Source organism: Bradyrhizobium sp. USDA 4369 (assembly GCF_054056435.1).
The window spans coordinates 550649-577497 of the sequence record NZ_JBSRYH010000001.1; the positions used below are offsets into that span (position 1 = coordinate 550649).

Consider the following 26849-nt stretch of genomic DNA (forward strand, 5'->3'; position numbering starts at 1 on the left):
GTTCCGCTGCTATTCCGCGCCGGGCATTCCGCTTGGTGATGCTCTCGGGTTTAGCGCCGCAGCGTGAGTACTGGCAAGCGCCTCGCACGGCGTGCGCTCGGAGCCCCGGCGACGGCCGAGCAGCACGGCGCCGGCCCAGATCAGTCCGAACAGGCCGACCGCGACGATCCCGAGATTGGCGATGTCATCGCCCAGCGCCACCGCGACATCCGTCCAGCCGCCCTGAGCGCCAAGCCGTGGCGCCAGCAACGTCACCGCCTCGACGCCGCCGATCACCAGCGCGATCGCGACCGACGTTCCGGTGATCAGCAGATTGTAGCGTCGCTTGCGCGCGGGATCCGTCAGCGCCCAGCGATAGGCCCCGACCATCAGCATGCTGTCGGCGGTGTCGACGGTCGCCATCGCCGCAGCGAACAGCGCCGGGAACACCAGCACATGGGCGAGGCTCGCGCCGCGCGCTGCTTCGGTCGCAGAAAGGCTGAGGAGACCGATCTCGCTCGCAGTATCGAAGCCGAGGCCGAACAGGAACCCGAGCGGATACATGTGCCAGGCGCGGTCCACGAGGCGCAGCACAGGACGCAGCAGACGAATGAGAATGCCCCGTCCTGCACTTGCAGTATCCGCCATTTCGGACTGCTGCGGCGCTGCCGGGCGGCGCCATAGATTGACGAACAGAACGAGGTTCGCGAAGGCAATCAGCAGCAGGAAGCCGGCCGACACCGACGTGCCGATGGCACCACCGATCGCCCGAATCGCGCTGTCCTCGCGCAACAGATCGGCGCCAGCGACGAGGCTGACGATAATCGTGGCGATGACGACGACGCTCGAATGTCCGAGCGCGAAATACAGACGCGGCGGCGCGCGGCGTGTCCCCGTCCTGCACCAGCTTGCGAACCACGTTGTCGATCGCGGCGATGTGGTCGGCGTCAACCGCATGGCGCAGTCCAAGCAGCCAGGCCAGCATGGCCGTGCCGACGATGGCGGGACGGTCGGCATAGAGCGCAAACGCCCAGGCCCAGGCGAGCGCGTTGGCGAGCACGAGACCGGCCAGCAGCGCAATATTGCGGCCGCCCGCGGTCTGCAGCCAGGCCGGCGCTGGGCGTGGAGGCTGGGGATGATCAATTGGGAAAATCGTCATACTCAGGCAGGAGAGCAAGTCTCGCGCCAGTTGGCAAGCCTTGCTCCGCGAGGGCCAGATCAGCGTAGATTCACGCCGTTCACCCCCGTCTGGCCTGGACCGGCCTGCCTCCGTGGCAATTCGCTGTCCGGTCACGCACAAACAATGACCAGCCGCTGAAAACCTTCGCTCACCCCCGCCTTACCGGACCGAGGCGCTTTGCACGGCGATCTCGCGCCTGACGGCGGCCTCAAACCCGCTGGCCGGTGCGGCGAACATCAGCCGGGTCTCCTCATGGAACGCCGAGAAGATCCCGACGACGACCGTCTCGCCGCCGATCTCGGCCAGGATCGGCGAGCCCGAATAGCCGAAATTCGCCAAGCAATGCACCGTCAGCAACCGGCCATCCTCGGTCATGCCGGCGCTGCAATTGCGCTGTCCGGTCGGCGAATAACGCCGTTCCTGGCCGTAGCCGATCTCGGAAATGGTCCCGGCCGCCGTCGCCGCGGCAAGTTGCTCGCGCGTGAGCGCTGTGACCGTCACCGGCCGCGAAGGCAGCGCGTCCTTCAGAACGATCAGGGCCCAATCGGCGCGCGAGCGGTCAAGCGACCATTTGTCGTGCTGGATCGGCACGAAGTCCGGCGCCACGATCAGCTTGTCGGCAATCGACGAGGCTGCCGGCGTGCCCTTGTTCATGCCGGCCAGGAAGTGGACGTTGCCGGGACTGACCTGGGCGACGCCGTTGAAGACGCAATGCGCGGCCGTGAGCACCAGGCGCGGCGCCACCAGCGTGCCCGTGCACGAGCCACCCGTGCTGTATTGTGCCACGGTGACGACACCGATCGATGACGCCGGCCACGCCGTGGGATCCACGACCTCGCCGATATGCCGGTCGAGCCCGAGCAATTGCTCGGGCCGCGGATTGGCAATGCCTGCTTCGGCCGTTTCCGGCTTGGGCCGCCAGGCGGCGATGGCCTGCTCCGCCTGTCGACGCTGCGCCTCGCTCAGCGTGACTCGCTGGACCTCGCGGCCGGCGGACCGCACGCCATTTCGCCCCGCCATGACCAGCCAAGCATAGCCCTGCGCGACATCCTGCGCGACCACCCGCCCGTCGAGCATCATCAGGCCGAGCATATATTGCGACTGGGCGAAGCCCTGGGCCGCTGCGCGAGAAAACCACCGGCTAGCTTCGCCATGATCGCGGGCGACGCCTTCGCCATTGTAATAGGCGACGCCGAGATAATGTTGCGCGACGGCGAGGCCCTGATCCGCCGCCTTCCGGTACCAGGCCAGCGCCTCGGCGGGGTTGCGCGGCACACCCCAGCCGAACGCCTGCATGAAGCCGACATCGAACTGCGCCCGCGCATCGCCCTTGGCCGCCAACGGCATCAGCCGCCGCATCGCCATAGCTTGCTGGCCATTGGCCGCCGCGGCCACGGCATCCTCGAGTTCGGCGGCCGAACCGGGCACCATGCCGGCGAGCCACACGGCTAAAACGAGAGCAATTGTCCTGATCATCGCGTCCGCGGCATCCCGGTCATCATGATGGGGAGACCAGCAGACGGGATCAAGACGGCAGCCCCATGGCCGCGCGCAAAACGGCTGCCGCGGGCTTACGCCTGCTCGCTCTTGGCGAAGCGGTCGTCGAGCGCGTAGCCGGCGCCGCGCACCGTGCGGATCGGATCCTGCTCGCGGCCCGGATTGAGCAGCTTGCGCAGGCGCCCGATATGGACGTCCACGGTGCGCTCGTCGATATAGATGTCCCGGCCCCAGACGCTGTCGAGCAACTGCTCACGACTGAACACGCGGCCCGGATGCTCGAGGAAGAATTCGAGCAGGCGGTATTCGGTCGGGCCGAGATCGATCGGCCGGCCCGAGCGCGCCACCCGGCGCTTCTCGCGGTCGAGCTCGATGTCCCCATAGGACAGCACCGTCGCCAGCCGCTCCGGGCTCGCCCGCCGCAGAAGACCCTTCACCCGCGCCAGCAGCTCAGGGACCGAGAACGGCTTGACGATGTAGTCGTCGGCCCCGGTCGCCAGGCCGCGCACGCGCTCGCTCTCCTCGCCGCGCGCGGTCAGCATGATGATCGGCAGCTGCTTGGTCTCGGGCCGCGTCCGCAGCCGGCGGCACAGTTCAATGCCGGACAGGCCCGGCAGCATCCAGTCGAGCACCACGAGATCGGGAACGCGCTCCTTCAGCCGCGTGTCGGCCTCGTCGCCACGCCCCACAGTCTCGACCTCATAGCCCTCGGTCTCCAGATTATAGCGCAGGAGCGTGGTCAGCGCCTCTTCGTCTTCCACCACCAGGATGCGCGCAGTCATATCGAACGAGTCTCTCTCAGTTGCCGGGGACCGTGGTGGCGAAGCTCGTCATGTCGCCCTTCGGACGCTTGTCGACCATCGCCTGGCCCTCGATCATGTAGAACACCGTCTCCGCGATATTGGTCGCGTGGTCGCCCATCCGCTCGATATTCTTGGCGCAGAACATCAGATGGATGCAGAACGAGATGTTGCGCGGATCTTCCATCATGTAGGTCAGCAGCTCGCGGAACAGCGAGGTGCAGATGGCATCGACCTCCTCGTCGCCCTTCCACACCGCCATCGCAGCCGGCAGATCGTGCGCGGCATAGGCATCCAGCACCGACTTGACCTGCGACTGCACGAGATCCGTCATGTGCTCGAGGCCACGGATCAGCTTGAGCGGATGGAAATCACTTTCCAGCGCCGCAACCCGCTTGCCGATGTTCTTGGCGAGGTCGCCGATGCGCTCGAGATCGGTGGCGACGCGCATCGCGCCGACGATCTCGCGCAGGTCGACCGCCATCGGCTGCCGGCGCGCGATGGTCAGCACGGCGCGCTCCTCAATGATGCGCTGCAGCTTGTCGACCTCGGCATCGGCGGCGACGACCTTCTGGCCAAGCGCGACGTCGCGCCGAACCAGCGCGTCGACGGAGTCGACGATCAGCCGCTCGGCGAGACCGCCCATCTCCGACACGAGCCGGGTCAGATCCTGCAGATCGCTGTCGAACGCCTTGGCGGTATGTTCACTGGCCATGATGATCTCCTGAAGGCAATGATGCTGTCGGCGTCAGCCGAACCGGCCGGTGATGTAGTCCTGGGTCCGCCGATCGCTCGGCGAGGTGAAGATCTTGCTGGTGTCGTCGAACTCGATCAGCTCGCCGAGATACATGAACGCGGTCTTGTCGGAGACACGCGCCGCCTGCTGCATGTTATGGGTCACGATCGCGATCGTATAGTTCTCGGAGAGTTCCTGGATCAGCTCCTCGACCTTGGCGGTCGAAATCGGATCGAGCGCCGAGCACGGCTCGTCGAACAGGATCACTTCGGGCCTGACAGCCACGGTACGGGCGATGCACAGGCGCTGCTGCTGGCCGCCGGACAGCGACAGGCCGGAGGCGTTGAGCTTGTCCTTCACCTCGTTCCACAGGGCGCCGCCGCGCAGCGCCTTCTCGACCCGGTCGTCCATCTCGGACTTCGAGATCTTCTCATAGAGGCGGATGCCGAAGGCGATGTTCTCATAGATCGTCATCGGGAACGGCGTCGGCTTCTGGAACACCATGCCGACACGGGCGCGCAGCAGGTTCAGGTCGAGCTTGGGGTCGAGAATATTGGTGTTGTCCAGCATCAGCTGGCCGGTGGCGCGCTGGCCCGGATAGAGATCGTACATCCGGTTGAAAATGCGCAGCAAAGTCGACTTGCCGCAGCCGGACGGACCGATGAAAGCGGTGACGCGGTTGGTGCCGAGCGACAGGTTGATGTTCTTCAGCGCGTGATGATCGCCGTAATAGAAGTTCAGATTTCGCGCGATCACCTTGGCCGGCGCCTCCGGCAGCGACTTGGCGGAAATGGCGGCCGTCGGGCTGCTCACGGATACGGACATGTCGGTCATTTCGAGCTCCTCTCGGCGCCCAGGATGCGCGCACCGATGTTCAGGGCCAGCACGGTCAAGGTGATCAGAAGGGCGCCGCTCCATGCCAGCTGTTTCCAGTAGGCATAGGGGCTCTGGACGAAGTTGTTGATGGTCACCGGCAGGTTCGCCATCGTCTTGGAGAGGTTCATGCTCCAGAACTGGTTCGACAACGCGGTGAACAGCAGCGGCGCGGTCTCGCCGGCGACACGGGCAGTCGCCAGCAGCACGCCGGTGATGAGGCCGGAGCGCGCGGCGCGGTAAGCGATCCGCCGGATCACCAGCGAGCGCGGCAGGCCGAGCGCCGAGGCCGCCTCACGCAGCGGATTGGGCACCAGCAGCAGCATGTCCTCGGTGGTTCTGAGCACGACGGGGATTACGATGACGGCCAGCGCCAGAGAGCCGGCGATCGCCGAGAAGCCGCCCATCGGCACCACGACCGCGCCATAGATGAACAGGCCGATGATGATCGACGGCGCTGACAGCAGGATGTCGTTGATGAAGCGGATCACCGAAGTCAGACGGTCGTTGCGGCCATATTCGGCAAGATAGGTGCCGGCGAACAGGCCGAGTGGCGCGCCGATACCGACTCCGATGATGGTCATCATGATCGAGCCGACAATGGCGTTTCGCAGACCGCCGTCGCTCGATCCTGGCGGCGGCGTGTCGGCGGTGAAGACCTGCAGGCTGAGCCCGGCCAGACCGTTATAGAACAGCGTAAACAGGATCAGCGCCAGCCAGGTGACGCCGAACGCGGCGGCAGCAAAACAGAGGCCGCGGACCACGATGTCGGTGCGGCGCCGGCGCGTGTAGATCGGATTGACGGGACTGGGCTGAGCGTCAATGGCAGTCATGAGCTATTTCCCCGCCTTGGTCTCGAGCCGCATCAGCATCAGACGGGCTGCCGCGAGCACGAAGAATGTCAGAACGAACAGCAAGAGACCGAGCAGGATGAGGCTCGACTGGTGCAGACCATCGCTCTCCTGGAACTCGGAGGCGATCGCGGCCGAGATCGTCGTGCCCGGCGCAAAGATCGATGACGAGATCCGGAACGAGTTGCCGATGATGAAGGTCACCGCCATGGTCTCGCCGAGGGCCCGGCCGAGCGCCAGCATGATGCCGCCGATCACGCCGACCCTGGTATACGGAATGACGACGCTGCGCACGACTTCCCAGGTGGTGCAGCCGACGCCATAGGCCGCCTCCTTCAGCACCGGCGGCACCGTCTTGAACACGTCGACCGAGATCGCCGTGATGAAGGGCAGCACCATGATCGCCAGGATGAGCGAGGCGTTGAACAGGCTGAGATAGGATGGCGGGCCGGCGAAGATGTCCTGCAGCAGCGGAATGTTGGCGCAGAGGCTGATCATGAACGGCTGGAAATTATAGGCCAGGAACGGGCCCAGCACAAAGAAGCCCCACATGCCGTAGATGATCGAGGGAATGCCAGCCAGCAGCTCGATCGCGATGCCGATCGGGCGGCGCAGCCATTGCGGGCACAGCTCGGTGAGGAAGATGGCGATGCCGAGACCGACCGGGATGGCGATCAACATGGCGATGAAGGACGTGACCAGCGTGCCGTAGATCGGGCCGAGCGCACCCAGCACCGGCGGATCCGCCGACGGCGCCCAGCGCCGCGTCCACAGGAATTCGAAACCGTAGGCCTTCATCGCCGGCCAGGCGCCGATGATGAGCGACACGATAATGCCGCCGAGGATCAGCAGCACCGAGATCGCGGCGAGCCGCGTGATCCAATAGAAAGTGACATCACCAAGCTTGAAGGCGCTCAGCGCGCGCGCCCGGTCATAGGGCCCGGCAGCAGCCGCGATATCGCTGACTTCGGTTTGAACCGCCATGTCTGCCAATTCTGCCCCCTGTTTTTTTAGCACGCTTCAACCCCGATCATGTCCCCTCTCCCGGTGACGGGAGAGGGGTTTCTGGCGCGAAAGGCGTCAGCTCTTGATGTCCGAGGACCAGGTCTTCTCGATCAACTTCACGACGCTGTCGGGCATCGGGATGTAGTCGAGCTCCTCAGCCATCTTGTCGCCCTTTTCGAACGACCACTTGAAGAACTTGATGGCTTCGCCGGAGGCCACCTTGTCGGTCGGCTCCTTGTGCATCAGGATGAAGGTCGCGGCCGTCATCGGCCAGGACTTGTCGCCCTGCTGGTTGGCGAGGATCACATAGTAGCCGGGAGCCTTGGCCCAATCGGCGTTGGCGGCCGCCGCCTGGAAGGCCTCGACGGTCGGCTGCACGGTCTTGCCGGCCTTGTTGACCATGGCGGTGTAGGTCAGCTTGTTCTGCTTGGCATAGGCGTATTCGACATAGCCAATCGAGTTCTTGGTCTGGCTGATGTTGCCCGACACGCCCTCATTGCCCTTGGCGCCGACGCCGACCGGCCATTCGACCGCGGTGTTGGAGCCTACCTTGCTCTTCCAGTCAGCGCTGACTTCGGAGAGGTAGTAGGTGAAGTTGAAGGTCGTGCCCGAACCGTCGGAGCGGCGGACCACCGCGATGGCATCGCTCGGCAGCTTGACGCTGGGGTTCAGCTTCTTGATCGCGGCGTCATCCCACTTGGTGATCTTGCCAAGATAGATGTTGGCCAGCGTCTCGCCGTCCAGCACCATCTCGCCCGGCTTCACGCCCTCGAGGTTGACGACCGGCACGATGCCGCCCATCACCTGCGGCCACTGCACCAGGCCGTCCTTCTCGAGCTGCTCGGCCTTGAGCGGCGCGTCGGTGGCGCCGAAGGTCACGGTCTTGGCCTGGATCTGCTTGATGCCGCCGCCGGAGCCGATCGACTGGTAGTTCAGACCGTTGCCGGTCTCCTTCTTGTAGGCGTCAGCCCACTTGGAATAGATCGGGAACGGGAACGTCGCGCCCGCGCCGGTGATGTCGGCAGCGAATGCCGACGTCGATGCGGCGACCAAGCCGGCAGCGACGATAGCTTTGACGAAATTCATAGCTGGTCTCCATGCTCGGGAAGCGAAGCGCCATGTGCGCCCGATCGCGCTTCCCCGGCCGCTTTACGGGGCCTCGGTGCCGCTTTTATAAAGGTTCGATGACACTCAGATGACAGTCACAAGCCTTTGATACTTATTGATATTTAGACTTTGGCCCGATTTTTTACGGTCCACCTGACCGTGTGCCGCCGCGCTGATTCACCTTTCGTTAAGAGAGCGTTGCTCAACGAGCCTCCCGCCTCCGGCTTGTCCGGAATGACAACAGAGAATGTGGTCAACGCCGGCGCCATATCCAGATGCCGCCTGTTTATCGCCCACCGCAAAGAAAAGGTGTCGTACCGGGCAAGTCCGGCGACGCGACAGCGGCGGCGGACGCTGACCCGGGACCCATACGCCGGAACGGATGTGGCTGGGCGGGATGGGGCGGACATGGTGCCTCGCACGTCTCCCTGGGGTTATGGGTCCCGGATCGGCGCGCGCATTGCGCGCTTGTCCGGGACGACACTGAGGATTTGGTTGGCATCTTCGTCATCGAGACACGATCTCATGATCCCGCGACACATCGTGCCCGGGTGATGCAGCGATCCTGTCCCTCCTGAACAATGAGAGGGCGCGGGGAAGGCCGGACCTCGGCTGAGGCCCGTGGCCCGCCTGCAACAAAGAAAGCAGGCGGCAGTCACCACAGGTACAGCCGGACAGGCCCGGCCTTCCCCGCGCGACGGTTTTAACGGTGTCCTTCGTGCTCTCCCTGGGGATCGGCGTTCTTGCCCCCATTTGCGACAACGCGCCTGTGGCGCGCTCCGCAGACCTCAGCGTCGAGAGGCCAGGACCACACGACTTCGCCGTCCGTCACGGCCGCGCTCGTCCGGCGCAGCCGTCACGTCCATCGCAGCCCACCTCCACGTTCGTGACGACGCGTCCGTCCCTCTGCTTCGAGGCGGGGTGGGCAGAGAAGACCACGAATTCCGAAAAAGCGCAAGAGATTTATATTTTTCAGAATTCGATCTCGACGGAGATCGATCACTCCTGGTCAAGCTCGACGCCCGCCAGCGCCTCGCTCAGCCTTGCCAGCGCCGTGTGGTCCTGGCCCGGCCCGAGCATGGCTTGCGCGCTGGCGCTCAGCTCGCGGCAAAGATTGGAGAACGGCGCGGCGACGCCGCTGGCGCGCGCGACCTCGAGCGCGATCGAGAGGTCCTTCACCATCAGATCGAGCCCGAAGCCGCTGTTGAACTTGCGCGACAGGACGAACTGCTTGAACTTCTTCTGCGTCGAATTGTTCATGCCGGTCGACGCATTCAGCACGTCCGTCATCAGGCCGGGATCGATGCCGAATTGCTGGCCGATCAGCAGCGCCTCGATGCCGATCAGGAATCCGCCGGCGGAGACGAGGTTGTTGAGCGCCTTCATCGCCTGCCCGGAGCCGAGGCCGCCGATGCGGTGGATGGTGGTGCCCATCGCGCGCAGCAACGGCTCGACGCGATCGAGTGCGACGGCATCGCCGCCCGCCATGATCGCGAGCTCACCGGTCACCGCGCGCGGCACGCCGCCGCTGACCGGCGCGTCGAGCATGGTGACGCCGAGCCCATCGAGATCGGCCGCAATCGCCTGCGTCGCCGCCGGAGCCCCGGAACTCATGTCGATCACGACGTGACCCTGCTTCAGCCCGGCACGCAGCGCCGCGACGGCATCGGCCACATGCCTGCTGGTCGGCAGCATCGTGATGATCACATCGGCCGCGGCCGCAGCGGCCGCGAGATCCGCCGCTTCGACGCCACCGACCTGGCGCACGAAATCGGCGGCACGCCCAGGCATCGCGTCGTTGACCGCGACTGCAATGCCGGCGCCGAGCAGGCGCGCGGCCATCGGCCAGCCCATATTGCCGATGCCGACGAACAGGGCGCTTTGCGGCACGCTCATGCGCCATCCTTCTTGGCGATGGCGCCTTCGGCCAGCAGCACCTCATGCGCGGCCTTGAACGCCTCAAGACCTGCGGGAATGCCGCAATAGACGGTCGCGTGCAGCAGGATCTCCTTGATCTCGTCGACCGTGACCCCGTTGGTGAGCGCGCCCTTGACGTGCAGCTTCAATTCGCTCGGCTTGCTGAGCGCCGTCAGCATCGCGAGATTGATGATGCTGCGGGTGCGCCGATCGAGGCCCGGCCGGGTCCAGGCAAAGCCCCAGCACATTTCGGTGGTGATGTGCTGGAACGCCATCATGAAATCGTCGGCCTTGGCGAGGCTGCCATCGACATAGGCCGCGCCGAGCACCTCGCGGCGCACCTTCAGACCCTTCTCGAACAACTCGTTGTCGTCGCTCATTCGCTCGTCTCCCTCTCTGCAGTGCCAGATGTCATGGACGCATGATGTTTCGGAAGCCTCCGGATCGCGCCCAGCTCACCCTATGCCTTGCGGACTGACAACCCTGCCGGGCGATGTTCATCGTGACGTCCGCCCGGCGGAATGTTGGAATCTGCGGGCCGGCGCCGCTAACCGTGCTTGACGATCAGGGTCTTCATCGCCGCAAGCTCGTACAGCGCCTCAAAACCCTTCTCGCGGCCGTGGCCGGAGCGCTTCATGCCGCCGAACGGCAGCTCGATGCCGCCGCCCGCGCCATAGCCATTGACGAATATCTGACCGACCCGAACCTTGCGCGCTACGCGCATGGCGCGCGAGCCGTCGCCCGACCAGACGCCGGCGACCAGGCCGAAATCGGTGGCATTGGCGAGCCTGACCGCATCGGCCTCGTCATCGAACGGCATCGCTGCCAGCACCGGACCGAACACCTCCTCGCGCGCCAGCTCGGAGTCGCGCGCGACGTGCTGGTAAAGCGCCGGAGCAACGTAGAAGCCCTCGCTCGGGACGCCCGCGGCGATCCTGCCCGAGGCCACGCGCCTGGCGCCGCCGCTTTCCGCGCGCGCCAGCATGCTCTCGATGCGCTTCTTCTGGACCGCACTGATGACCGGGCCGAGATCGAGATCCATCTCCGGCGTGCCAGCCGTGATCTTTTCGAACCGCAGCGTGAGATCGGCCAGGAAGCGATCCCAGATCGTGCGCTCGACCAGCACGCGCGAGCCGGCCGAGCAGGTCTGCCCGGCATTCTGCACGATGGCCGCAGCGACGGAGGTCAGCGCCGCATCGAGATCGGCGTCAGCGAATACGATCTGCGGCGACTTGCCGCCGAGCTCCAGCGTGCAGCCAATATGGTTCTTGGCGGCCGCCGTCTGCACCAGAGCGCCGACCTCCGGGCTGCCGGTAAACGAGATGAAGTCGATGCCATCATGCGCCGACAAGGCTGCGCCAGCCTCTTCGCCGAGACCCGGCACGACGTTGATCGCGCCGGCCGGGAAGCCAGCCTCCGCGGCCAGTTCCGCGAGCCGCAGCGGCACCAGGCAGGCCTCCTCGGCGGGCTTGATCACCGTGGCATTGCCCATCGCCAGCGCCGGCGCAACGGTGCGGCCGAACATCTGTCCCGGATAGTTCCAGGGAATGATATGGCCGGTGACGCCGAGCGGCTCATAGACCGTCGTGACGAAGAAACCGTCGAGGAATGGAATTGTGTCGCCATGAACCTTGTCGGCGGCGCCGCCATAATATTCGAAGTAGCGCGCCACCGCGACCACGTCCGCTTTGGCCTGCTTCATCGGCTTGCCGGTGTCGGCGGCTTCGAGCTTCGCCAGCTCCTCCGCATGGTCCTCGACGAGGCGACCCAGCTTCGACAGCAGCCGCCCGCGCTCGACCGCAGCAAGCCGCCCCCACGGTCCTTCCAGCGCGCGGCGCGCCGCCGCGACGGCGAGATCAATGTCCGCCGCATCGCCAGCCGCGATCGAGGCAATCACTTGCCCGGTCGCCGGTGCCAGCATCGCAATGGTACGACCGGATTGCGCGGGCTGCCATTTGTTGTCGATGAAGACACCCTTTGCGGCAGGCAGTTTCACATTGGCATTCATGGCAGCTCTCCAACTTCTCTCGATTGTCGCGATGTCCCGGCGACTTCAGCTGTTCGCCCCGGGCAGAGACCACGATGCGGACGACCTCGCAGGCAGAGATCGGGCGCGACCTCGACCAGCCGCGACACCCGTCGGCTCCCCCCCCCCCCGCGATCGCCGCCAGCGGCTTTCGATCCGTGCGCTCGATCGCTTCGACCACGTTCTCAACTCTCACCGGAGCCAAGCCGAAGCCTGCCTCCTATCACAGGCCGCAGATTGCACATCACCGCCATGCCCGTCACCAGCATTTGCGGCCGGGCTGATCGGCGTCGCCAGCAGACCGCGGCGGCGGTGACTGGCGTACGCGCGTACACGCCAATCACCGCCATGCAAATCACGACAGCGCGTCTCGCGGTAGCTTGCTGCGGCGCAGGAGGTGAGGCCTGGCGCGGGCTTGCTCTGGGGGTCACCCGATCTTGCGGGACCGCCAGACCAGGCCGTAATACGCCGATTGCGCGAGGAGCGCCGCGAGAAAGCCGGCAGGATAGCCCATCCAGACGCCATCCAACCCGGCCGTTCCGGCGAGCAGATACGCGACGGGGACCTGCACCAGCCAAATCCCGCCCAGCGAGATCAGGGTCGGCCACGCCACCGTACCTGACGAGCGCATCACGCCTGCGAGCACGTCCGAGATGCCGGTCAGGATGTAGCTCCACAGCATCATGCGCAGGGCTCGCTCCGCGATTGCCGACGTCGTGGCGTCGGTGACAAACCAGGACAGGATGCCGTCCGCGAAGCCGAGCAGCCCCGCCACGCTCACCGCGCCGATCAGGACATTCATGATCGCCGCAATTTGCGCGATGATGTGCGGCTGGCCAAGCCGCTTTGCTCCGATCGCCTGCGCCGCCATCACGCTCGCCGCGAGCCCCACCGCCTGCATCGGCACGACCAGATATCCGATCACCTGGTTGATGGCGCCATAGGCCGCGGTCGCGTTCGATCCGAACGAATTCACCAGCGTGACGACCGCCACTTCGGCCAGCGACGCCACCATGGCCTGGATGCCACCGGCAACGCCGATCACCAGAAACGGGCGGATCACCTCGCGATTGATCCGCAGCCGCCGGATCAGTTCGCCGCCGAAGGCCAGCGGATGCTGCTTCAAGCGCAGATACAGGATCAGTCCGGGCAGCGAGATCGCGGTGGCCCCTATGCTGGCCCATGGCGCGCTGGTCACGCCGAGTTTGGGCAGACCGCCCCACCCCAGGATCAAGGCGGGCATCAGCAGCAGGGAAATGCCGAAGAAGACGGCCATCAGGATGAACGGCGTCTTCGCATCTCCCGTCCCTCTGAGCAGAAAGACATAGGCGAGCAGGATGATCTGCGCTGGCAGGGATACGAATGTGATCCGCGCATAGTCGATCGCCGACGCGAGAATGTCGGCCGGCGTCGACATGAGACCGAGGAGCTCCGGGGCGAACGCGTAGCCGACGATCGACACGACGAGACTGAGCGAGACACTGGCACAGAACGTCGTTCCGGCGACATCCTTTACCGCCAGCATGTCACCGGCGCCGTAAGCGCGCGCGACAAGAACGATGCCGCCTGAAATCAGACCGATCAGGAACGATATCAGGAGAAAGAAGACCGGAAAGAACACCGATGCCGCGGCGAGTGCGGACACGCCGAGGAGCTGGCCGAAATAAACCGCGGTCACCGTTCCCGACAGCAGCTGCAATGCCGCACTGGCCCCTTGCGGAAGGGCGAAGCGCAGGATGGGCCACCAGAGCGGCGGCAGCGGCCGGCGCGATTTCGCTGGAGCTGCCGCGACCGGCTCGGGCGCCCCATCGGACAGGGTCTCGGGTGTTGCGCGGGAGAACCTGCCTTGTGTCTTGGCTATTTTTATCTTGGCTATGTGTGCCTTTACTATTTGTGCCTTGGCTATCGCTGTGCGGACCATCGACATGTTCTCATCGCGATGCCGCGCGCACAGCATCCTCCCTCGTATCAGAACGTGATTCATGGTAGGCCGCGATGCTCACAGTCGGACCACAACATCTCTCCCGTCGCTCGGGATCCGCGACGATGGCACGTATCAGTTCAACGACATTGTCGAGCAGACGGGCGAGGTCGTGCGCATCGAAGCGCTGACGGCCGAAGGTCAGGCTGAGACCGAGGCCTGTCTCGCCAGCGATGACAAGACACAACGGATCATCTGCCCCGAAACGATCGAACGAAACGACATGGATGCCGCCGCTGCCCTTCGCATCGTGCCTGTTCTTTGCATCGTGTTTTGCGAGCGCGTCCGCGGCCGGAGCGTTTTCGAACACGATGACGGCATCGCTTAGCCGCTTCTCCATGGGGAGGCCGAGCCATCGGTGCAGATCGAACCATCGGTGCATGTCGAGCCACTGATAGCGGTCGTGTGTCCGTTCCTCAGCCTGCAGTGACTGCAGATCCGACGGCCAATTCGCAACGGACAATTCACCGATCGGCCCGATCAGCCGCGGCAGGAAGTGCGCGCAAAATCCGACGAGGGTTTCGACATTCGAGATATTCCCGCGCCGCATCGCCTTGGTCATGCAGCCAACATCCGTGTGCGACGTCTTCGCCAACATCGAGCTTGCCCGTCGAACCGGCTGCAACGAGACCCTTGTTGTATTTCGACCTATACACGACCATCTTACCTCCAGCAATGCCGCGAGAAATCAATTTGCTACCTATGGTTGCATTGCTGGCTTAACTTTTTTTTGATCAATCACCGTCCCGTTTTCTAACGTCCGCGACGCAGCTAACTACTATAGGGTGATCTCTCAGCTCGCAGAAATCATCTCAGGAAATTTGCAATGTCGATGCTTGGCGTACCGTCTGCGCCGACCTCTCACACCGGTTCCGCCAAGGAGCAGCTTCATCTGTATTGCTTGCCCTATGCTGGAGGGAGCGGACGTGTGTTCGCCAATTGGCAGAAGCTGTTTCCTCCAGAAATAAGCGTCTGCTACATCGACTATCCCGGTCATGGCGCACGACGAAGCGAACCATTGTTGGATAGGATTGATCGGATTGCCGATGGGCTTGCCCGGGAGATCGCATCGAGAGGCCACGCCCGTTACGTTCTGTTCGGACACAGCATGGGCAGCCTGGTCGGATTTGAAGCGTGTCATCAACTCGCGCGACATGGCGCGCAGCTCCCGGAATTGCTGGCAGTGTCCGGTCATGGCGGGCCAAGAGTGCCGCGCTCGTCTCCGCCGATGCATGCCGTTCCGGACGACCAGTTTATCGCGCATCTTCGGGAACTTGGCGCTACCCCTCCCGAAATCCTCGCGACCCGCGAATTGATGGAGCTTCTGCTGCCGCTGCTCCGCGCCGACTTCCGTGCGTGCGAGACATATGAACCGTCTTGGAACCGGAAGCTCACGGTCCCCATTGCCGTGTATGGTGGTGTCGATGATGAAGACGCCGATATCGCGGCCCTTCGTGAATGGCAGTCGGAGACGAGCGGCAAATGCGTGGTTAGAATGTTCCCAGGCGACCACTTCTTCATCGCCGACCAGGTAGAGGCGGTCGCATCGACCCTGCTGCACGACATGCGCGAGACAGGTTTGCGTTCCTGAGGCGCAGCTTGACCGCGATGGCTTGACGGTAGCGCGACGACCGGTCGAAAGGCCGCGCTTGCATCCCCGCCGATCGGAAGGAATAGATGTCGGTGGCGACTGATCCGCCCCGACGGGACCGCAAGAGCATTTTTCGTCTCCCGGCAAGACGAAATATCCTCGAACGTGACGCATGGCTGGCCGCACATATTGTGATCGAGATCGTCCTTTGACCCGCACCGCACCGATTGTTTGTCGCGCCCATGGCCTTTGACGACGCCAGTCCCGAACCGATTGCCGCCGTATTCGCGACAAGGCGGCTCGCCTCGTGAGCCAAGCTGCTGAACGATTTGCGCGAGCCCTGCGCCTGTCGGCTCTCGCGTCCGGCCTGGTGCTTTTTGCCGTTGCGCTGGTCGAGCTCGTCACCGACGCCGTCGGAGTGGTATCGCTCGAGGCGATGGGCCGGATTGCGGATTGGCGCGACGCTCTCCTGCACTCGGCCACGGGCCTCGCGATCCTGGCCTTGGCGCTGGCGTGCCACATCGGCGCGACATTGGCCCTGACGGCCCGTCGCGCGACGGTGCGGATGTCGTGGACGGATGGTGCGGAAATCCTGAGCGGCATTCTCGTCCCCCTCCTGCTGCTGCCCGCGCTGGTCGATACGGCCGGCGCCGCCATGCTGTTCGGTGTCACCGACGACACGCTGTACCGGCTGGCGAAGCTGTGGCCGGAGCGCGCCCCTTTCTACGTTGCACTGATCGTGCTGCTGTGGGCCCATGGCTGTCTCGGGGTGCATCAATGGCTCCGGCCGCGCACCGGCTACGCGCGGTTCGCGCCGCTGCTCGGAGTCATCGCCCTGGCCTTGCCGATCGCGGCCATTGCCGGACTGATCGCCTCGGCGCGTGTTGCCGGTGTACTCATGGCGGACGACTCGGTCGCGGCCCAGATCCGCAGCCTGGGCCACTGGCCTTCGGGCGAAGCCGAGACCACGCTGGGACGCGTCCGGTGGATCGTCCTGGCGGGCTACGGCATCGTGCTGCTGGCGGCCGCCGCCGCGCTTGTCGCGCGGCTGCTTCGCCTCGTCGTCGCGCCGAAGATCGAGGTGACCTATGTCAACGGACCGACGCTCAAGACGGCGATCGGACCGACCTTGCTCGAGATCAGCCATGGCAACGACGTCGCCCATGGCGATGGCTGCGGCGGCCGCGGACGCTGCACCGCTTGCAGCGTCCGGATCGAGCAGAGCGCTGCCACCTTGCCCCCCGCCAATGCCGCAGAGCGCGCCCTTCTGGGATCCGACGACAGCCGAATTCGTCTGGCCTGCCAGATCAGGCCAACCGCGTCGCTCACCATCACCCGCCTCGCGACCCGCAGCGATGCTGCCGTCGCCGAGCCCGACATCGACGCCGCCGGCATCGAGCGCCAGATCGCCGCACTCCGCATCCAACTGCAGGATCACGCCGCGCTGACGCGGAGCCGCGCGGCCTATGACGCGATCTTTCTGCTCAACGCGTTTCTCGACGCGGCCCATGATGCCGTCTCCGGTCATGGCGGCTGGATCGCGGGCATGACCGGCGGCGGCATCATTGCAGTGTTCGGCCGCGACGGCGAGTTGGCTGCCGCCTGCCGAGCTGCGGTCGCGGCGAGCGCGGCGATGGATGTGGCGCTCGACCGGTTGAACGAGCGCTTCGCCGCGGAGATCGGCGGTCCCGTCAAAGCCGCGATGGGTCTGGCCTGCGGACCCGCTTATATCGGCCGGATTGGCGCCGGCCCTGCCAAGCCGCTGACGTCGATCGGCGTCGCCATCGACGTGGCCTCGGACCTGGCTGCACAGGCCGAGCATCGCGGCAAGCAGCTGCTGGCGGATCCGACGATCTTCCGCCACGCCGATATCGACGCATCATCCTGCGAGGTGCTCACGTTGGCTGAAGGGGCTGCATCGCAGGATGTGTTCGCCGTCCCCCAGGCCCGGGGGATCGCTTTCGCGCAAGCCTGAGCGATCGATCGCTGGATAGGCGGCAGATGACCGACAATGCGGCTGGCCGCGCGGATGGGCGTCCCGTGATCCATGTCACAGTCACCGCCGCAGAGCCGGACGATCTTCCCGGCAGCTGAGCGGGGAGATGCATGATGAGCAAGATCTGGATGATGAGCAGCGTCGCAAGCATCGCAGCGGTCGCCTCGATGGCCTGGGGGGCGCAGCCGGCGCGCTCATCGCAGGACTGGCTGGCCAAGGCCCAGTCCGAATTCGCGACCAAGGCCCGCGATGCCGTGATCCAGCGTCGGCTCTCCCAGGAGTCCGGCGCAGTGCCGCCGACCGCAGCTCAAACACCGCCGGCGACGGCCGTCGTGGCAGCCGTGCAGCCGCCGGCTGAGCAGCACAGCGTGGCGGGCGCGCAGCCGACGACGGTGCAGTCGGTCGCGGTGGGAAAAGACGCAGCAACCGCAGAGCGCGATGCCAGTGTCGCCGCGGTGCTGGCGTCGGCCCCGATCGAGACAGCGCCGTCGTCGCTTCCGGTCAAACCCGCTGCCGAAGAACCGGTTCAGGCGTCAACCGTTGTCGCCGCAGCCCAGCGCATGCAGGAGCGCGACGAGCCGAAGCCGACCGAACCCGCGTCCAAGCAGCCGCCACAGCCCGTCGTACCGAACCTTGCGCCGCCAGCGTCGCCCCCCTTCGTCGCCACGCCCGCCGCGAAGGTGACGCCGCCGGCCCGTCATGAGGCACCGCAGAAGACGCGCGGGGGCAGCAAGCCAGCGGTCTCCGCTCATGCCAGCCGCCGGTCCGGACATGTGATGTCGATGGAAGAGCGCGGCCTGCAGGCCCTGCGGCAGCACGCTCCGGACATCGCGGCCATGGTGGCTCGCTACATGTAACTGATGCAGACAAGGACGCCGCCGCACCTGATTTCGTCTTGTCGGACCTCTCGTTTTCGTTTCTAATCCGCCTCGCAGCACAGCTGCCTTCTGCACGCTCCGAGGTCGCAGCGTGTTCCCACGGCAATGATCGCCACATCTCCTTCACGGAGAACGGCGGTGCTTGGCCGGTCTCCGCGAAGGACGCGGAGATTAGCATGATCCTCGACTCCTATCGCATCGCCACGGAACCTTACTACCAGCCGCAAGGTCAGGAAATCGCGACCTTCTTGGCCGCGTATCACGAGCGGCTGCCTATCATGTTGAAAGGGCCGACCGGCTGCGGCAAGACGCGCTTCATCGAGCATATGGCCTGGCGGCTCGGAAAGCCTTTGATCACGGTCGCAGCGCATGAGGACATGACGGCAGCGGATCTCGCCGGCCGCTATCTTCTCGAGCCCTCCGGCACCGTCTGGCACGATGGTCCGCTGACGCTCGCGGTGCGGCACGGCGCGATCTGCTACCTCGACGAGATCGTCGAGGCGCGGCAGGACACCACCGTCGTGATCCATCCATTGACCGACGCCCGCCGTATCCTGCCACTCGACAAGCACAACGAGATCGTGCCAGCGCATCCGGATTTCCAGCTCACGATCTCCTACAATCCGGGCTATCAGAGCGCGGTCAAGGACCTCAAGGAATCGACCAAGCAGCGCTTCATCGCCATCGATTTCAGCTATCCACCGCCGGCCACCGAGAGCGCGATCGTGGCGCGCGAGAGCGGCGCCGATACCGATCTCGCACGTCTGCTCGTCACCATCGCCGAGCGCTCGCGCAACCTGCAGGGCCATGGGCTCGACGAAGGTGCCTCGACGCGGATGTTGATCCACACCGGCCGCATGGTGCGCGCCGGGCTGCCGCTGCCGGTCGCGGTACAGTCCGGAATCGTGCTGCCGATTACCGACAATCCCGACATCCGTGCCGCGCTGTCGGACGCGATCGAGGCGTGCCTGCCGTGAGCGCGGCGCAACTGCCATTGGTCAGCGTTGTGGAGGGAGCGACCCGGACGTTGCATCTGTGGATGCGTCAGCGCGACAGGCTGCGGCCAATCTTCACCGCCGCCTGGGAGAACTTGTCGCAAAGATTCGAGGCCGCCGAGATGGACGCCTGGGCCGGCGCGGTGCTCGATCTCGCCAACGTCAATGCTGGACCATCCTGCCTTATCGCCTATTGGGATGCCAGCACGAGCGACGGCGCGACAGAGATCGCACCGCTGCTCGGCGCCGCGCAGTCCGGCGCTGAGATCTGCCGTCACGCCGGCGCGCAGGCCGCGACCGTCTCATTCAAGGCGCTGCCCGCGGCGCGGCGCATCCTCGGCTCCGGCGACGCCTTGTCGCACTGGTGGCGCACGATGGAAAGGCTGGCGACACAGGCCCCGGAATCGCTGGTAGCCGCTTCGCACCACATGGCCGAGATCCTGCGGCCTGGCACGATCGCGGCCTTCGAGAGCTTCGTCGCCGCCGGGTTGCGAACCGCGGCCGGTGACCGACGCAAACGGCTGGCCTTCTTCTCGCTGCAGGACGAACTGGCGCGACGGATGATCGCCCGCGATCCCGGTGCGGTGACGTTCAGCGACGTGGAGACCGAGCTGAAGGCGTTCCTCATCGCGCTCTATGGCGAGGTGCCGCTGCTGCGGAGCATCTCGACCAACGAGAGCGCGCAGACACCGCAGTGGCGCGCGGCGATCGCAGGCCCCCTCGTCCGGCTGCCGGAGATCTATCGTGGCGTGCAAGGCGATACGGCGCGCGCACTGTTCCGTGCCGCGGCCGCCCATGCTCAGGCGCATCTCGCGCTCGGACGTGCCCGCTTTGCCATCGGCCAGCTCAAACCACTCCAGGTCGCGCTGGTCAATCTGATCGAGGACGCCCGCGTTGAGACGCTGGCCATACACCGCCTGCCCGGGCTGCGGCGGCTATGGGCGCCCTATCATGTCGCGACTCCGACCAGTGTCGCCACGGCGCCGATGCTGCTGGCGCGGCTGGCGCGGGCGCTATTCGACCCGGACTACGCCGACGCTGACGGCTTCGTCAGCAAGGGCCGCGCGCTGTTTGCCGCGGCGCTGCCGCGGCTCGACGAGCACGCCATCAGCCGCGAGATCGGCATGCTGCTCGGCAACGATCTCGGTCAGATGCGGGTGCAGTTCAACGCCAAGACCTATGTGGTCGAGCCGCTGTATCGCGACGACGGCCTGGGACTATGGGATTTCGGCGACGACACGCCGCCTTCCGCCGAGACCTTGGAGCTGTTCATCGACGCGCTCAGGCCGGAGCAGCAGGAGACCACCGACGGCCCACCGCGCGAACAGGATGCCGCGGACACAGCCACCGAGCCCGGCAAGGCGCGGCCGGTGGCGCCCGACGGGCGTGGCGTGGTCATCGCCCGCTATCCGGAATGGGACCGCGTCGATGCGATCGAGCGCGCGGACTGGACCACCGTGCGCGAGGTCGCCGCCAGCTTGGGTGATGCCGGCAGCATCGAACATGCGTTGGAGCAGGCAAGCGTCCTGCGCGGCCGCGTGGCGCGGCTGGTGCGCAGCGTGCGCATCGGCCGCACCGTCAGGCTCAAGCGCCAGCAGGATGGGCACGATCTCGATCTCGATGGCATGCTCGACGCCGGCATCGCCTTGCGCAGCGGCGAGACGCCCGACCTGCGCGTGTTCCGCTCGGCCAAGGCGCTGCATCGCGACCTCTCGGCGCTGCTGCTGATCGATACCTCGGAATCCACCCGTGACCGTCTCGCTTCCGGCGCAACCGTGCTCGATGTCGAACGCCTGGCGGTCGCGCTGCTGGCTGAAGCGATGGAGGAGCTCGGCGACACCTTTGGTCTTCTCGCCTTCGCCTCTGACGGGCGCGACGATGTGCGGATGACCAGCATCAAGGGCTTCAGCGCGGCCTATGACCGCGAATGCCGCGCGCGGCTCGCCGGCCTGTCCGCGGGTCTGTCCACCCGGCTCGGCACCGCATTGCGCCACGCAGGTCGCGTCCTCGGCAGCGCCTCGACCAGTCGCAAGCTGCTGATCGTGCTGACCGACGGCGAGCCGTCCGATATCGACGTCCCGGATCCCCTCGACCTGATCGAGGATGCCCGCCGCGCCGCGGTCGGGCTGCATGCGCAGGGCATCGATGCCTATGGTGTCGTGCTCGGGCGTGCCGGCGTCGAGGCCGCGACGCGCATCTTCGGCCGCGGCAACACCATGCTGGTGCACCGTGTCGAGGATCTGCCGGCGCGGCTGTCCGAGCTGTATTTCAGGCTGGCGCGACGATGAGACTATTTGCGCCGCCGCGCCAGCGCGACACCGAGCGCGCCCGCCGCGGCGACATGGAATGCGGCCTCCATCGCGCGCGACAAGCTGCCTCCGTCGGGCGCCAGGACGCGCAGCACGAGACCGGCGCCGTTCGGCGCCGCTGAGGCGCCGGCGAGCGCGCCGCAGCGATCGGCTGCCTGCTGGAGCTCCTTGACCGGCGGCAGCCGATCCGGCGGCGCGATGAGGACGAGATTGGCCGCCGCCGCAAACCGCCCCAGCGCGCCTTGCAGATCCTCGCCGCTGATACGGCCGGCATCCTGCAGCAGGAGCCGGCCGTCGGGGCGACGGATCCGCAGACGGCTGGACAGCTCCGTGAAGCTGCGGCCGCGTGCGTGCGGATCATGCACGGCAAAGCCGTCGGCCATGCAGAGCACCGCGTCGTCGGCGACGGTCGCTTCACTTTCGAGGGCCAGCTCCGCGCCTGGAAACAGCACGTAGGGATCGGAGGTCACGGCGCAGAATGCGCCGGCCTCGACATTCACCGCCAAGCGCTGCACAGCGCCGCGGCCGTCGTGAACGACAGTGGCCGCTTGTGTCGTCAGGTGAAAAGCCGCGCCGCGCGCGACGCTCAGATCGAGCCCGATCCGATCGCCGGCATAGAGCCCGCCGGAGGCCGATTGCAGATAGAGCGTCAGGAGGTCGGGCCTTGCGGCATCGAGATGGAATCCGCGCGTGACATGCAGCGGATAGCCGACATGCTGGCGGCGCAGCATGCTGCGGCCGCCGGCATGCTCGACGGACAGCGCGGCCTCGACCGCGCGGCCCTCAGACCCGGAACAGGACAGCAGCGGAGATCGCATCGGCGACCGCCTCCACACCAGTGCCGGACTTCAAGTTGGTGGCAATCGCCGGCTTTCCGCCGCGCACCTGCCGTGCGTCGGCGAGCATGCGGTCGAGATCGACGCCGACATGCGGCGCGAGATCGATCTTGTTGACAACGAGGAGATCACAGCGCAGCAGACCCGGCCCGCGCTTGCGCGGAATGTCGTCGCCGCCGGCGACATCGATGACGAAGATCCACCAATCGACAAGATCGAGCGAGAAGGTCGAGGCGAGATTGTCGCCACCGGATTCGAACAGGATCAGCTCGACGCCAGGAAAGCGCGCCTCGAGCTCATCGCCAGCGGCGATGTTGAGCGTCGGATCCTCGCGGATCACCGTGTGCGGACAGGCGCCCGCCTCGACCGCCGACACCCTGGCGGGATCGATCAGTCCGGACCGCCGCAGCCGCTCGGCATCCTCCCTGGTGACGAGATCGTTGGTGACGACCGCGAAGTCGACGCCGCGCCGCTGCAGCACCGTAATCAGCGCCTCGATCAGCGCGGTCTTGCCCGAGCCGACCGGACCGCCAATGCCGACCCGCGCCGCCACCGTCGCCTGCGCGCCGGTCTGCCTCAACGCATGAAGCATGATGTCACCTCAGCATATAGCGGCGCGCCAGCGGCAGCTCGCGGGCCGGCTCGCAGGTTGCGAGCTCGCCATCGACGAACACGTCGAAGGTCTCGGGATCGACCCGGATGGTGGGACAGGTGTCGTTCCACACCATGTCCCGCTTGGTCAGCCCGCGTGTGCCCTTCACGGGCAGGAGCTGCTTCGACAGGCCGAGCTCGGCCGCCAGCCCGCGCTCGATCGCGAGCGGATGCACGAAGCAGGCGGACAATGCCGCCGGCGCGCGGCCGAAGGCGCCCCATTGCGGCCGCAGCAGCATCGGCTCGCAGGTCATCAGCGACGCCGCGCTGTCGCCCATCGCGCCCCAGGCGATGAAGCCGCTCTTGATGACGAGCTCCGGCTTGATGCCGAAGAAGGCCGGGCGCCACACCACGATGTCAGCGATCTTGCCGTCCTCGAGCGAGCCGATGTGATCGGCGATGCCGAAGGTCTTGGCGGCATTGATCGTGTACTTGGCGATGTAGCGGCGGATGCGGGCATTGTCGCCGAAGCCGGGTCTGTCCTCCGGCAACGCGCCGCGCTGGTCCTTCATCTTCGACGCCAGCTGCCAGGTCCGGCAGATCACCTCGTGGATGCGGCCCATGCCCTGGCTGTCGGAGCCGAGCATCGAGATCGCGCCGATGTCGTGCAGCACGTCCTCGGCCGCGATGGTCTGGGCGCGGATGCGGCTCTCGGCGAAGGCGACGTCCTCCGGAATCGCCGGATTGAGATGGTGGCACACCATCGTCATGTCGAGATGTTCGTCGAAGGTGTTGACCGTGTAGGGATTGGTCGGATTGGTCGAGGACGGCAGGCAATGCATCTCGCCGGCGACGCGGATAATGTCCGGCGCATGGCCACCGCCCGCGCCTTCGGTGTGATACATATGGATGGTGCGGCCGCCGATCGCCTCCAGCGTGTTCTCGACGAAGCCGGACTCATTCAGCGTATCGGTGTGGATCTGAACCTGGAAATCCTGGGCATCGGCCACCCTGAGACAGGTGTCGATGGCCGCCGGCATCGTGCCCCAGTCCTCGTGCAGCTTGAGGCCCATCACGCCGGTCTGCAGCTGCTCGATCAGTGGCGGCTCGCGATGCGAGTTGCCGCGGCCGAGGAAGCCGAAATTCATCGGCCACGCTTCGGCCGCCTGCAGCATCTTGCCGGTGTTGAAGGGACCACCGGAGTCGATGCCCACGGTAATCGGGCCGAGCGAGCCGCCGATCATCGTGGTGATGCCGCTCGCCAGCGCGTGCTCAACGAGGCCGGCGCTGTCGAAATGGACGTGAACATCGATCGCGCCGGGTGTCGCGATCAGTCCCTCGCAATCGCGCACCGTGGTGCCGGTCGAGACGATCAGGCGCGGATCGACGCCGTCCATGATCGCCGGATTGCCGGCCTTGCCGATGCCGACGATACGCCCGTTGCGGATGCCGAGATCGCCCTTGACGATGCCGATGACGGGATCGATCACGGTGACGTTGCACAGCAGGAAATCCAGCGCGCCCTCGGCGCTGGTGATGCCGGCCATGCCAATGCCGTCACGCAAGGTCTTGCCGCCGCCATGCAGGCACTCGTCGCCATAGACGGCGTGGTCCTTCTCGACTACGGCATACAGTGAGGTGTCGCCGAGCCGGACCGCGTCGCCCGTGGTCGGGCCATAGAGTGCAGCGTAGTCACCCCGGTCGATCGTTGCCACGTGATGCCCCCCTTGAAACTGTCAGGCGCCGCGGAAGCCGCGGGCCTTGGCGCGCGCCAGCGCCGCACTGCGAACGGCAGGATCAGCGGCCGCGCCATCGGTGAGATTGTTGAGGCCGGTGAGTTGCTGCCGGCCGCCGAACTCCACCAACGAAACCTGCTTGGACGCGCCCGGCTCGAAGCGCACCGCGGTGCCGGCGGGAATGTCGAGCCGCATGTTGAAGGCGGCGGCGCGGTCGAATTCGAGCGCCTTGTTGACCTCGAAGAAGTGGAAGTGCGAGCCGATCTGGATCGGCCGGTCGCCAGTGTTGACGGCCGTGAGCGTGATGCTGCGGCGGCCGGCATTGAGCGCAAGCTGCCCCGGATGCGCTTTGATCTCGCCCGGGTGCTCGGGATCGGCAGCCGAACCTGCGGCCGGCCGGATCGGCTCATGCACGGTCACGAGCTTGGTGCCATCCGGAAAGACGCATTCGACCTGGATGATGTCCATCATCGCGGCGATCCCCGGCAGCACGTCGTCGGTGGTCAGGATGGTGGAGCCGTGACTGATCAGGTCGACGACGCTGCGACCGTCGCGCGCGCCTTCGAGGATCTCGTCGGTGATGATGGCCACCGCTTCCGGATAGTTCAGCTTGAGCCCGCGGGCGCGGCGGCGGCGCGACAGCTCGGCGGCGTTGAAGATGGTGAGGCGCTCGAGTTCGGTTGGCGTCAGCAGCATGCGATCACACTCTCAATTGGCGAACAGCCGCAATTCGGCATGGACATGCCGCGCGGCCGCAATGTCGAGGACGGGAATGAAGCTCTCGAACGCGGCGTCATCGTCGACCGGAGTTGCGACCAGGGCGTCGATCAGCGGCAGCAGCGCCTGCAGGACGCTTTGCCCCTGCAGGGCGCCGACGGCGCCGAGCCGCACCGCCGCGGTGATGAGGCCGGACGCCACGGTGTAGGCCGAGCACAACGCGGCGTGCGGCTCATCGAGCTGCAGCGCCGCCCATATGGCGCCCTGCATCACGGCGATATGCCCCAGGCAGCCGCCGGCCTTCACCTGCTCGCGCAGCTCGAGCGCAAGCGGCTGTCCGAGCCGCGCATGCGCAGCCAGAAATGACGCGCCATTGCGGCGCGAACCGGCGCGCAGCGCCTCGATCATGGTGGAGGCCTCGATCTCCCGATCCACCGCGGCCAACGCATCGAGATCCCTGCCGGCGCGAAACGCGCGTTGCAGCGCGATCCGGTCATAGCTTGCCCAGCGCTGCTGCAGCACCGCGGCACAGAGGCGCTCGAATTCGCCCAGGCTCATGTCGGGGCGCAACGCCAGCGCTCCTTCGATGCCGTAGGAAAATGCAAAGGCGCCGCTCGGAAACGCCGCATCGGCCTGCCAGATCGCGCGCAACAACGGGAGCATGGGTCAGTGGTCGCGGTGGTGATGAGGGTGGTAATCATGACCCGCACCGTGACTGTGAGACGGCGCGGCCTCGTGGGAAGGCGGTGAATCAACGACCTCCTCGTCGAGCACGGTGACGGCCACCCGCCGCGCCGCGATCAGGTTCTCGATCCGGGCGGTGTAGTCCTCGGGCCGGCCCTCCAGGGCCACCAGCAGCACCTCGCCGCCGAACCTGACACGCCAGTGCAGGTTTCCGACCTGGTAGCCAAGTTCGACGGCATCCGAAATCGAGCGCGGCTCGAGCCGCAGCCACCGCTCGGTCGCAGCCCGCACCACGATCGCGCGGTCGTGCTCCAGGAGCAGCACGGCACCATCGAACAGCTTCTCGGTCCGGGGCAACGCGATCGCGAGTTCCTCGCCGCTGCGCGTCGAAATCAGCAGCCGGCGTCGGGCGAGATCGGCAGCCGGCACGGTGACGATATCGACTGCCCCCCGATGTTCGAGACGATGCAGCGCTTCGGACATGTCCGGCTCCAGCCTGCTCCCCAGCACGTGCTCGATACGTCGCATCGCAGAGGCCTCCGTTCACTCGATGGCAAGAGGGGG

23 protein-coding genes and 1 pseudogene are annotated in these 26849 nt (G+C 66.0%); 5 read left to right on the forward strand and 19 right to left on the reverse strand.

Features of this window, described 5'->3' with window-relative positions; genetic code table 11:
- Positions 1–9 precede the first annotated feature (9 nt).
- The 13 genes and pseudogenes from ACVIJ6_RS02555 to ACVIJ6_RS02615 form a co-directional block, all read right to left on the reverse strand.
- Positions 10–1138 (reverse strand): annotated as a pseudogene (locus ACVIJ6_RS02555) (HoxN/HupN/NixA family nickel/cobalt transporter).
- 180 nt (positions 1139–1318) lie between these two features.
- The gene (locus ACVIJ6_RS02560) at positions 1319–2635 is read right to left on the reverse strand and encodes a trypsin-like serine protease (RefSeq protein ID WP_456771351.1); all 1317 of its coding nucleotides are present in this window, start codon (positions 2633–2635) and stop codon (positions 1319–1321) included.
- Between the two features lie 95 nt (positions 2636–2730).
- The gene (gene phoB, locus ACVIJ6_RS02565) at positions 2731–3438 is read right to left on the reverse strand and encodes a phosphate regulon transcriptional regulator PhoB (protein ID WP_012042212.1); all 708 of its coding nucleotides are present in this window, start codon (positions 3436–3438) and stop codon (positions 2731–2733) included.
- Between the two features lie 16 nt (positions 3439–3454).
- Positions 3455–4171, reverse strand: a complete 717-nt coding sequence (gene phoU / locus ACVIJ6_RS02570) for a phosphate signaling complex protein PhoU (protein WP_012042211.1) — start codon at positions 4169–4171, stop codon at positions 3455–3457.
- Between the two features lie 33 nt (positions 4172–4204).
- Positions 4205–5026, reverse strand: a complete 822-nt coding sequence (pstB, locus tag ACVIJ6_RS02575) for a phosphate ABC transporter ATP-binding protein PstB (protein WP_456771352.1) — start codon at positions 5024–5026, stop codon at positions 4205–4207.
- Positions 5023–5898 (reverse strand): phosphate ABC transporter permease PstA, encoded by an 876-nt coding sequence (gene pstA / locus ACVIJ6_RS02580; protein WP_012042209.1) that lies wholly within the window; start codon positions 5896–5898, stop codon positions 5023–5025. Before pstA ends, pstB begins: the two co-directional genes overlap by 4 nt.
- A 3-nt stretch (positions 5899–5901) precedes the next feature.
- Positions 5902–6900: a phosphate ABC transporter permease subunit PstC gene (gene pstC / locus ACVIJ6_RS02585; RefSeq protein ID WP_456771353.1), complete on the reverse strand. Its 999-nt coding sequence runs from the start codon at positions 6898–6900 to the stop codon at positions 5902–5904.
- 96 nt (positions 6901–6996) lie between these two features.
- A complete protein-coding gene (gene pstS, locus ACVIJ6_RS02590) occupies positions 6997–8007 on the reverse strand; it encodes a phosphate ABC transporter substrate-binding protein PstS (RefSeq protein ID WP_456771354.1) in 1011 nt (336 codons plus the stop codon).
- 1020 nt (positions 8008–9027) lie between these two features.
- Complete coding sequence (locus ACVIJ6_RS02595; protein ID WP_456771355.1) at positions 9028–9924, reverse strand: NAD(P)-dependent oxidoreductase; 897 nt, start codon at positions 9922–9924, stop codon at positions 9028–9030.
- Positions 9921–10325 (reverse strand): carboxymuconolactone decarboxylase family protein, encoded by a 405-nt coding sequence (locus ACVIJ6_RS02600; protein ID WP_456771356.1) that lies wholly within the window; start codon positions 10323–10325, stop codon positions 9921–9923. The genes ACVIJ6_RS02595 and ACVIJ6_RS02600 overlap by 4 nt, the downstream gene beginning before the upstream one ends.
- Positions 10326–10492: 167 nt before the next feature.
- A complete protein-coding gene (locus tag ACVIJ6_RS02605) occupies positions 10493–11953 on the reverse strand; it encodes an aldehyde dehydrogenase family protein (RefSeq protein WP_456771357.1) in 1461 nt (486 codons plus the stop codon).
- 445 nt (positions 11954–12398) lie between these two features.
- Positions 12399–13898, reverse strand: coding sequence for an MATE family efflux transporter (locus ACVIJ6_RS02610; protein ID WP_456771358.1), 1500 nt, complete (start codon positions 13896–13898; stop codon positions 12399–12401).
- A 4-nt stretch (positions 13899–13902) separates the two neighbouring features.
- Positions 13903–14514: a hypothetical protein gene (locus tag ACVIJ6_RS02615; RefSeq protein WP_456771359.1), complete on the reverse strand. Its 612-nt coding sequence runs from the start codon at positions 14512–14514 to the stop codon at positions 13903–13905.
- A 264-nt stretch (positions 14515–14778) separates the two neighbouring features.
- Between ACVIJ6_RS02615 and ACVIJ6_RS02620 the strand changes: the two genes are divergently transcribed.
- From ACVIJ6_RS02620 to ACVIJ6_RS02640, 5 genes are all read left to right on the forward strand, one after another.
- Positions 14779–15543 carry a thioesterase II family protein gene (locus ACVIJ6_RS02620; protein ID WP_456771360.1) on the forward strand — a complete coding sequence of 255 codons (765 nt, stop codon included), beginning with the start codon at positions 14779–14781 and terminating at the stop codon, positions 15541–15543.
- Positions 15544–15850: 307 nt separating this feature from the next.
- A complete protein-coding gene (locus ACVIJ6_RS02625; RefSeq protein ID WP_456771361.1) occupies positions 15851–17518 on the forward strand; it encodes a 2Fe-2S iron-sulfur cluster-binding protein in 1668 nt (555 codons plus the stop codon).
- A 134-nt stretch (positions 17519–17652) separates the two neighbouring features.
- Entirely contained in the window at positions 17653–18396 is a 744-nt protein-coding gene (locus tag ACVIJ6_RS02630; RefSeq protein WP_456771362.1) for a hypothetical protein, read from the forward strand.
- 197 nt (positions 18397–18593) lie between these two features.
- Positions 18594–19394, forward strand: a complete 801-nt coding sequence (locus ACVIJ6_RS02635; RefSeq protein ID WP_456771363.1) for an AAA family ATPase — start codon at positions 18594–18596, stop codon at positions 19392–19394.
- Positions 19382–21700 carry a VWA domain-containing protein gene (locus tag ACVIJ6_RS02640; RefSeq protein ID WP_456771364.1) on the forward strand — a complete coding sequence of 773 codons (2319 nt, stop codon included), beginning with the start codon at positions 19382–19384 and terminating at the stop codon, positions 21698–21700. Before ACVIJ6_RS02635 ends, ACVIJ6_RS02640 begins: the two co-directional genes overlap by 13 nt.
- 2 nt (positions 21701–21702) lie before the next feature.
- Here ACVIJ6_RS02640 and ACVIJ6_RS02645 read toward each other — a convergent pair whose 3' ends face one another.
- From ACVIJ6_RS02645 to ureE, 6 genes are read right to left on the reverse strand one after another with little or no spacing between them, the layout of a single operon-like run.
- Positions 21703–22539 (reverse strand): urease accessory protein UreD, encoded by an 837-nt coding sequence (locus tag ACVIJ6_RS02645; protein WP_456771365.1) that lies wholly within the window; start codon positions 22537–22539, stop codon positions 21703–21705.
- Positions 22505–23149, reverse strand: coding sequence for an urease accessory protein UreG (ureG, locus tag ACVIJ6_RS02650; RefSeq protein ID WP_456771366.1), 645 nt, complete (start codon positions 23147–23149; stop codon positions 22505–22507). Before ureG ends, ACVIJ6_RS02645 begins: the two co-directional genes overlap by 35 nt.
- A gap of 4 nt (positions 23150–23153) precedes the next feature.
- Positions 23154–24863, reverse strand: a complete 1710-nt coding sequence (gene ureC, locus ACVIJ6_RS02655; protein ID WP_456771367.1) for an urease subunit alpha — start codon at positions 24861–24863, stop codon at positions 23154–23156.
- A gap of 21 nt (positions 24864–24884) precedes the next feature.
- Positions 24885–25580, reverse strand: coding sequence for an urease subunit gamma (locus ACVIJ6_RS02660; RefSeq protein WP_456771368.1), 696 nt, complete (start codon positions 25578–25580; stop codon positions 24885–24887).
- Positions 25581–25592: 12 nt separating this feature from the next.
- Positions 25593–26264, reverse strand: coding sequence for an urease accessory protein UreF (locus ACVIJ6_RS02665; protein ID WP_456771369.1), 672 nt, complete (start codon positions 26262–26264; stop codon positions 25593–25595).
- A gap of 3 nt (positions 26265–26267) precedes the next feature.
- Positions 26268–26813 (reverse strand): urease accessory protein UreE, encoded by a 546-nt coding sequence (gene ureE, locus ACVIJ6_RS02670; RefSeq protein WP_456771370.1) that lies wholly within the window; start codon positions 26811–26813, stop codon positions 26268–26270.
- Between the last annotated feature and the right edge of the window lie 36 nt (positions 26814–26849).

Bases quoted from the DNA above. Each gene is read 5' to 3' on its own strand.
- ACVIJ6_RS02560 (WP_456771351.1), bottom strand. From the start codon at position 2,635: ATGATCAGGACAATTGCTCTCGTTTTAGCCGTGTGGCTCGCCGGCATG.
- phoB (WP_012042212.1), bottom strand. From the start codon at position 3,438: ATGACTGCGCGCATCCTGGTGGTGGAAGACGAAGAGGCGCTGACCACG.
- phoU (WP_012042211.1), bottom strand. From the start codon at position 4,171: ATGGCCAGTGAACATACCGCCAAGGCGTTCGACAGCGATCTGCAGGAT.
- pstB (WP_456771352.1), bottom strand. From the start codon at position 5,026: ATGACCGACATGTCCGTATCCGTGAGCAGCCCGACGGCCGCCATTTCC.
- pstA (WP_012042209.1), bottom strand. From the start codon at position 5,898: ATGACTGCCATTGACGCTCAGCCCAGTCCCGTCAATCCGATCTACACG.
- pstC (WP_456771353.1), bottom strand. From the start codon at position 6,900: ATGGCGGTTCAAACCGAAGTCAGCGATATCGCGGCTGCTGCCGGGCCC.
- pstS (WP_456771354.1), bottom strand. From the start codon at position 8,007: ATGAATTTCGTCAAAGCTATCGTCGCTGCCGGCTTGGTCGCCGCATCG.
- ACVIJ6_RS02595 (WP_456771355.1), bottom strand. From the start codon at position 9,924: ATGAGCGTGCCGCAAAGCGCCCTGTTCGTCGGCATCGGCAATATGGGC.
- ACVIJ6_RS02600 (WP_456771356.1), bottom strand. From the start codon at position 10,325: ATGAGCGACGACAACGAGTTGTTCGAGAAGGGTCTGAAGGTGCGCCGC.
- ACVIJ6_RS02605 (WP_456771357.1), bottom strand. From the start codon at position 11,953: ATGAATGCCAATGTGAAACTGCCTGCCGCAAAGGGTGTCTTCATCGAC.
- ACVIJ6_RS02610 (WP_456771358.1), bottom strand. From the start codon at position 13,898: ATGTCGATGGTCCGCACAGCGATAGCCAAGGCACAAATAGTAAAGGCA.
- ACVIJ6_RS02615 (WP_456771359.1), bottom strand. From the start codon at position 14,514: ATGACCAAGGCGATGCGGCGCGGGAATATCTCGAATGTCGAAACCCTC.
- ACVIJ6_RS02620 (WP_456771360.1), top strand. From the start codon at position 14,779: ATGTCGATGCTTGGCGTACCGTCTGCGCCGACCTCTCACACCGGTTCC.
- ACVIJ6_RS02630 (WP_456771362.1), top strand. From the start codon at position 17,653: ATGAGCAAGATCTGGATGATGAGCAGCGTCGCAAGCATCGCAGCGGTC.
- ACVIJ6_RS02635 (WP_456771363.1), top strand. From the start codon at position 18,594: ATGATCCTCGACTCCTATCGCATCGCCACGGAACCTTACTACCAGCCG.
- ACVIJ6_RS02645 (WP_456771365.1), bottom strand. From the start codon at position 22,539: ATGCGATCTCCGCTGCTGTCCTGTTCCGGGTCTGAGGGCCGCGCGGTC.
- ureG (WP_456771366.1), bottom strand. From the start codon at position 23,149: ATGCTTCATGCGTTGAGGCAGACCGGCGCGCAGGCGACGGTGGCGGCG.
- ACVIJ6_RS02660 (WP_456771368.1), bottom strand. From the start codon at position 25,580: ATGCTGCTGACGCCAACCGAACTCGAGCGCCTCACCATCTTCAACGCC.
- ACVIJ6_RS02665 (WP_456771369.1), bottom strand. From the start codon at position 26,264: ATGCTCCCGTTGTTGCGCGCGATCTGGCAGGCCGATGCGGCGTTTCCG.
- ureE (WP_456771370.1), bottom strand. From the start codon at position 26,813: ATGCGACGTATCGAGCACGTGCTGGGGAGCAGGCTGGAGCCGGACATG.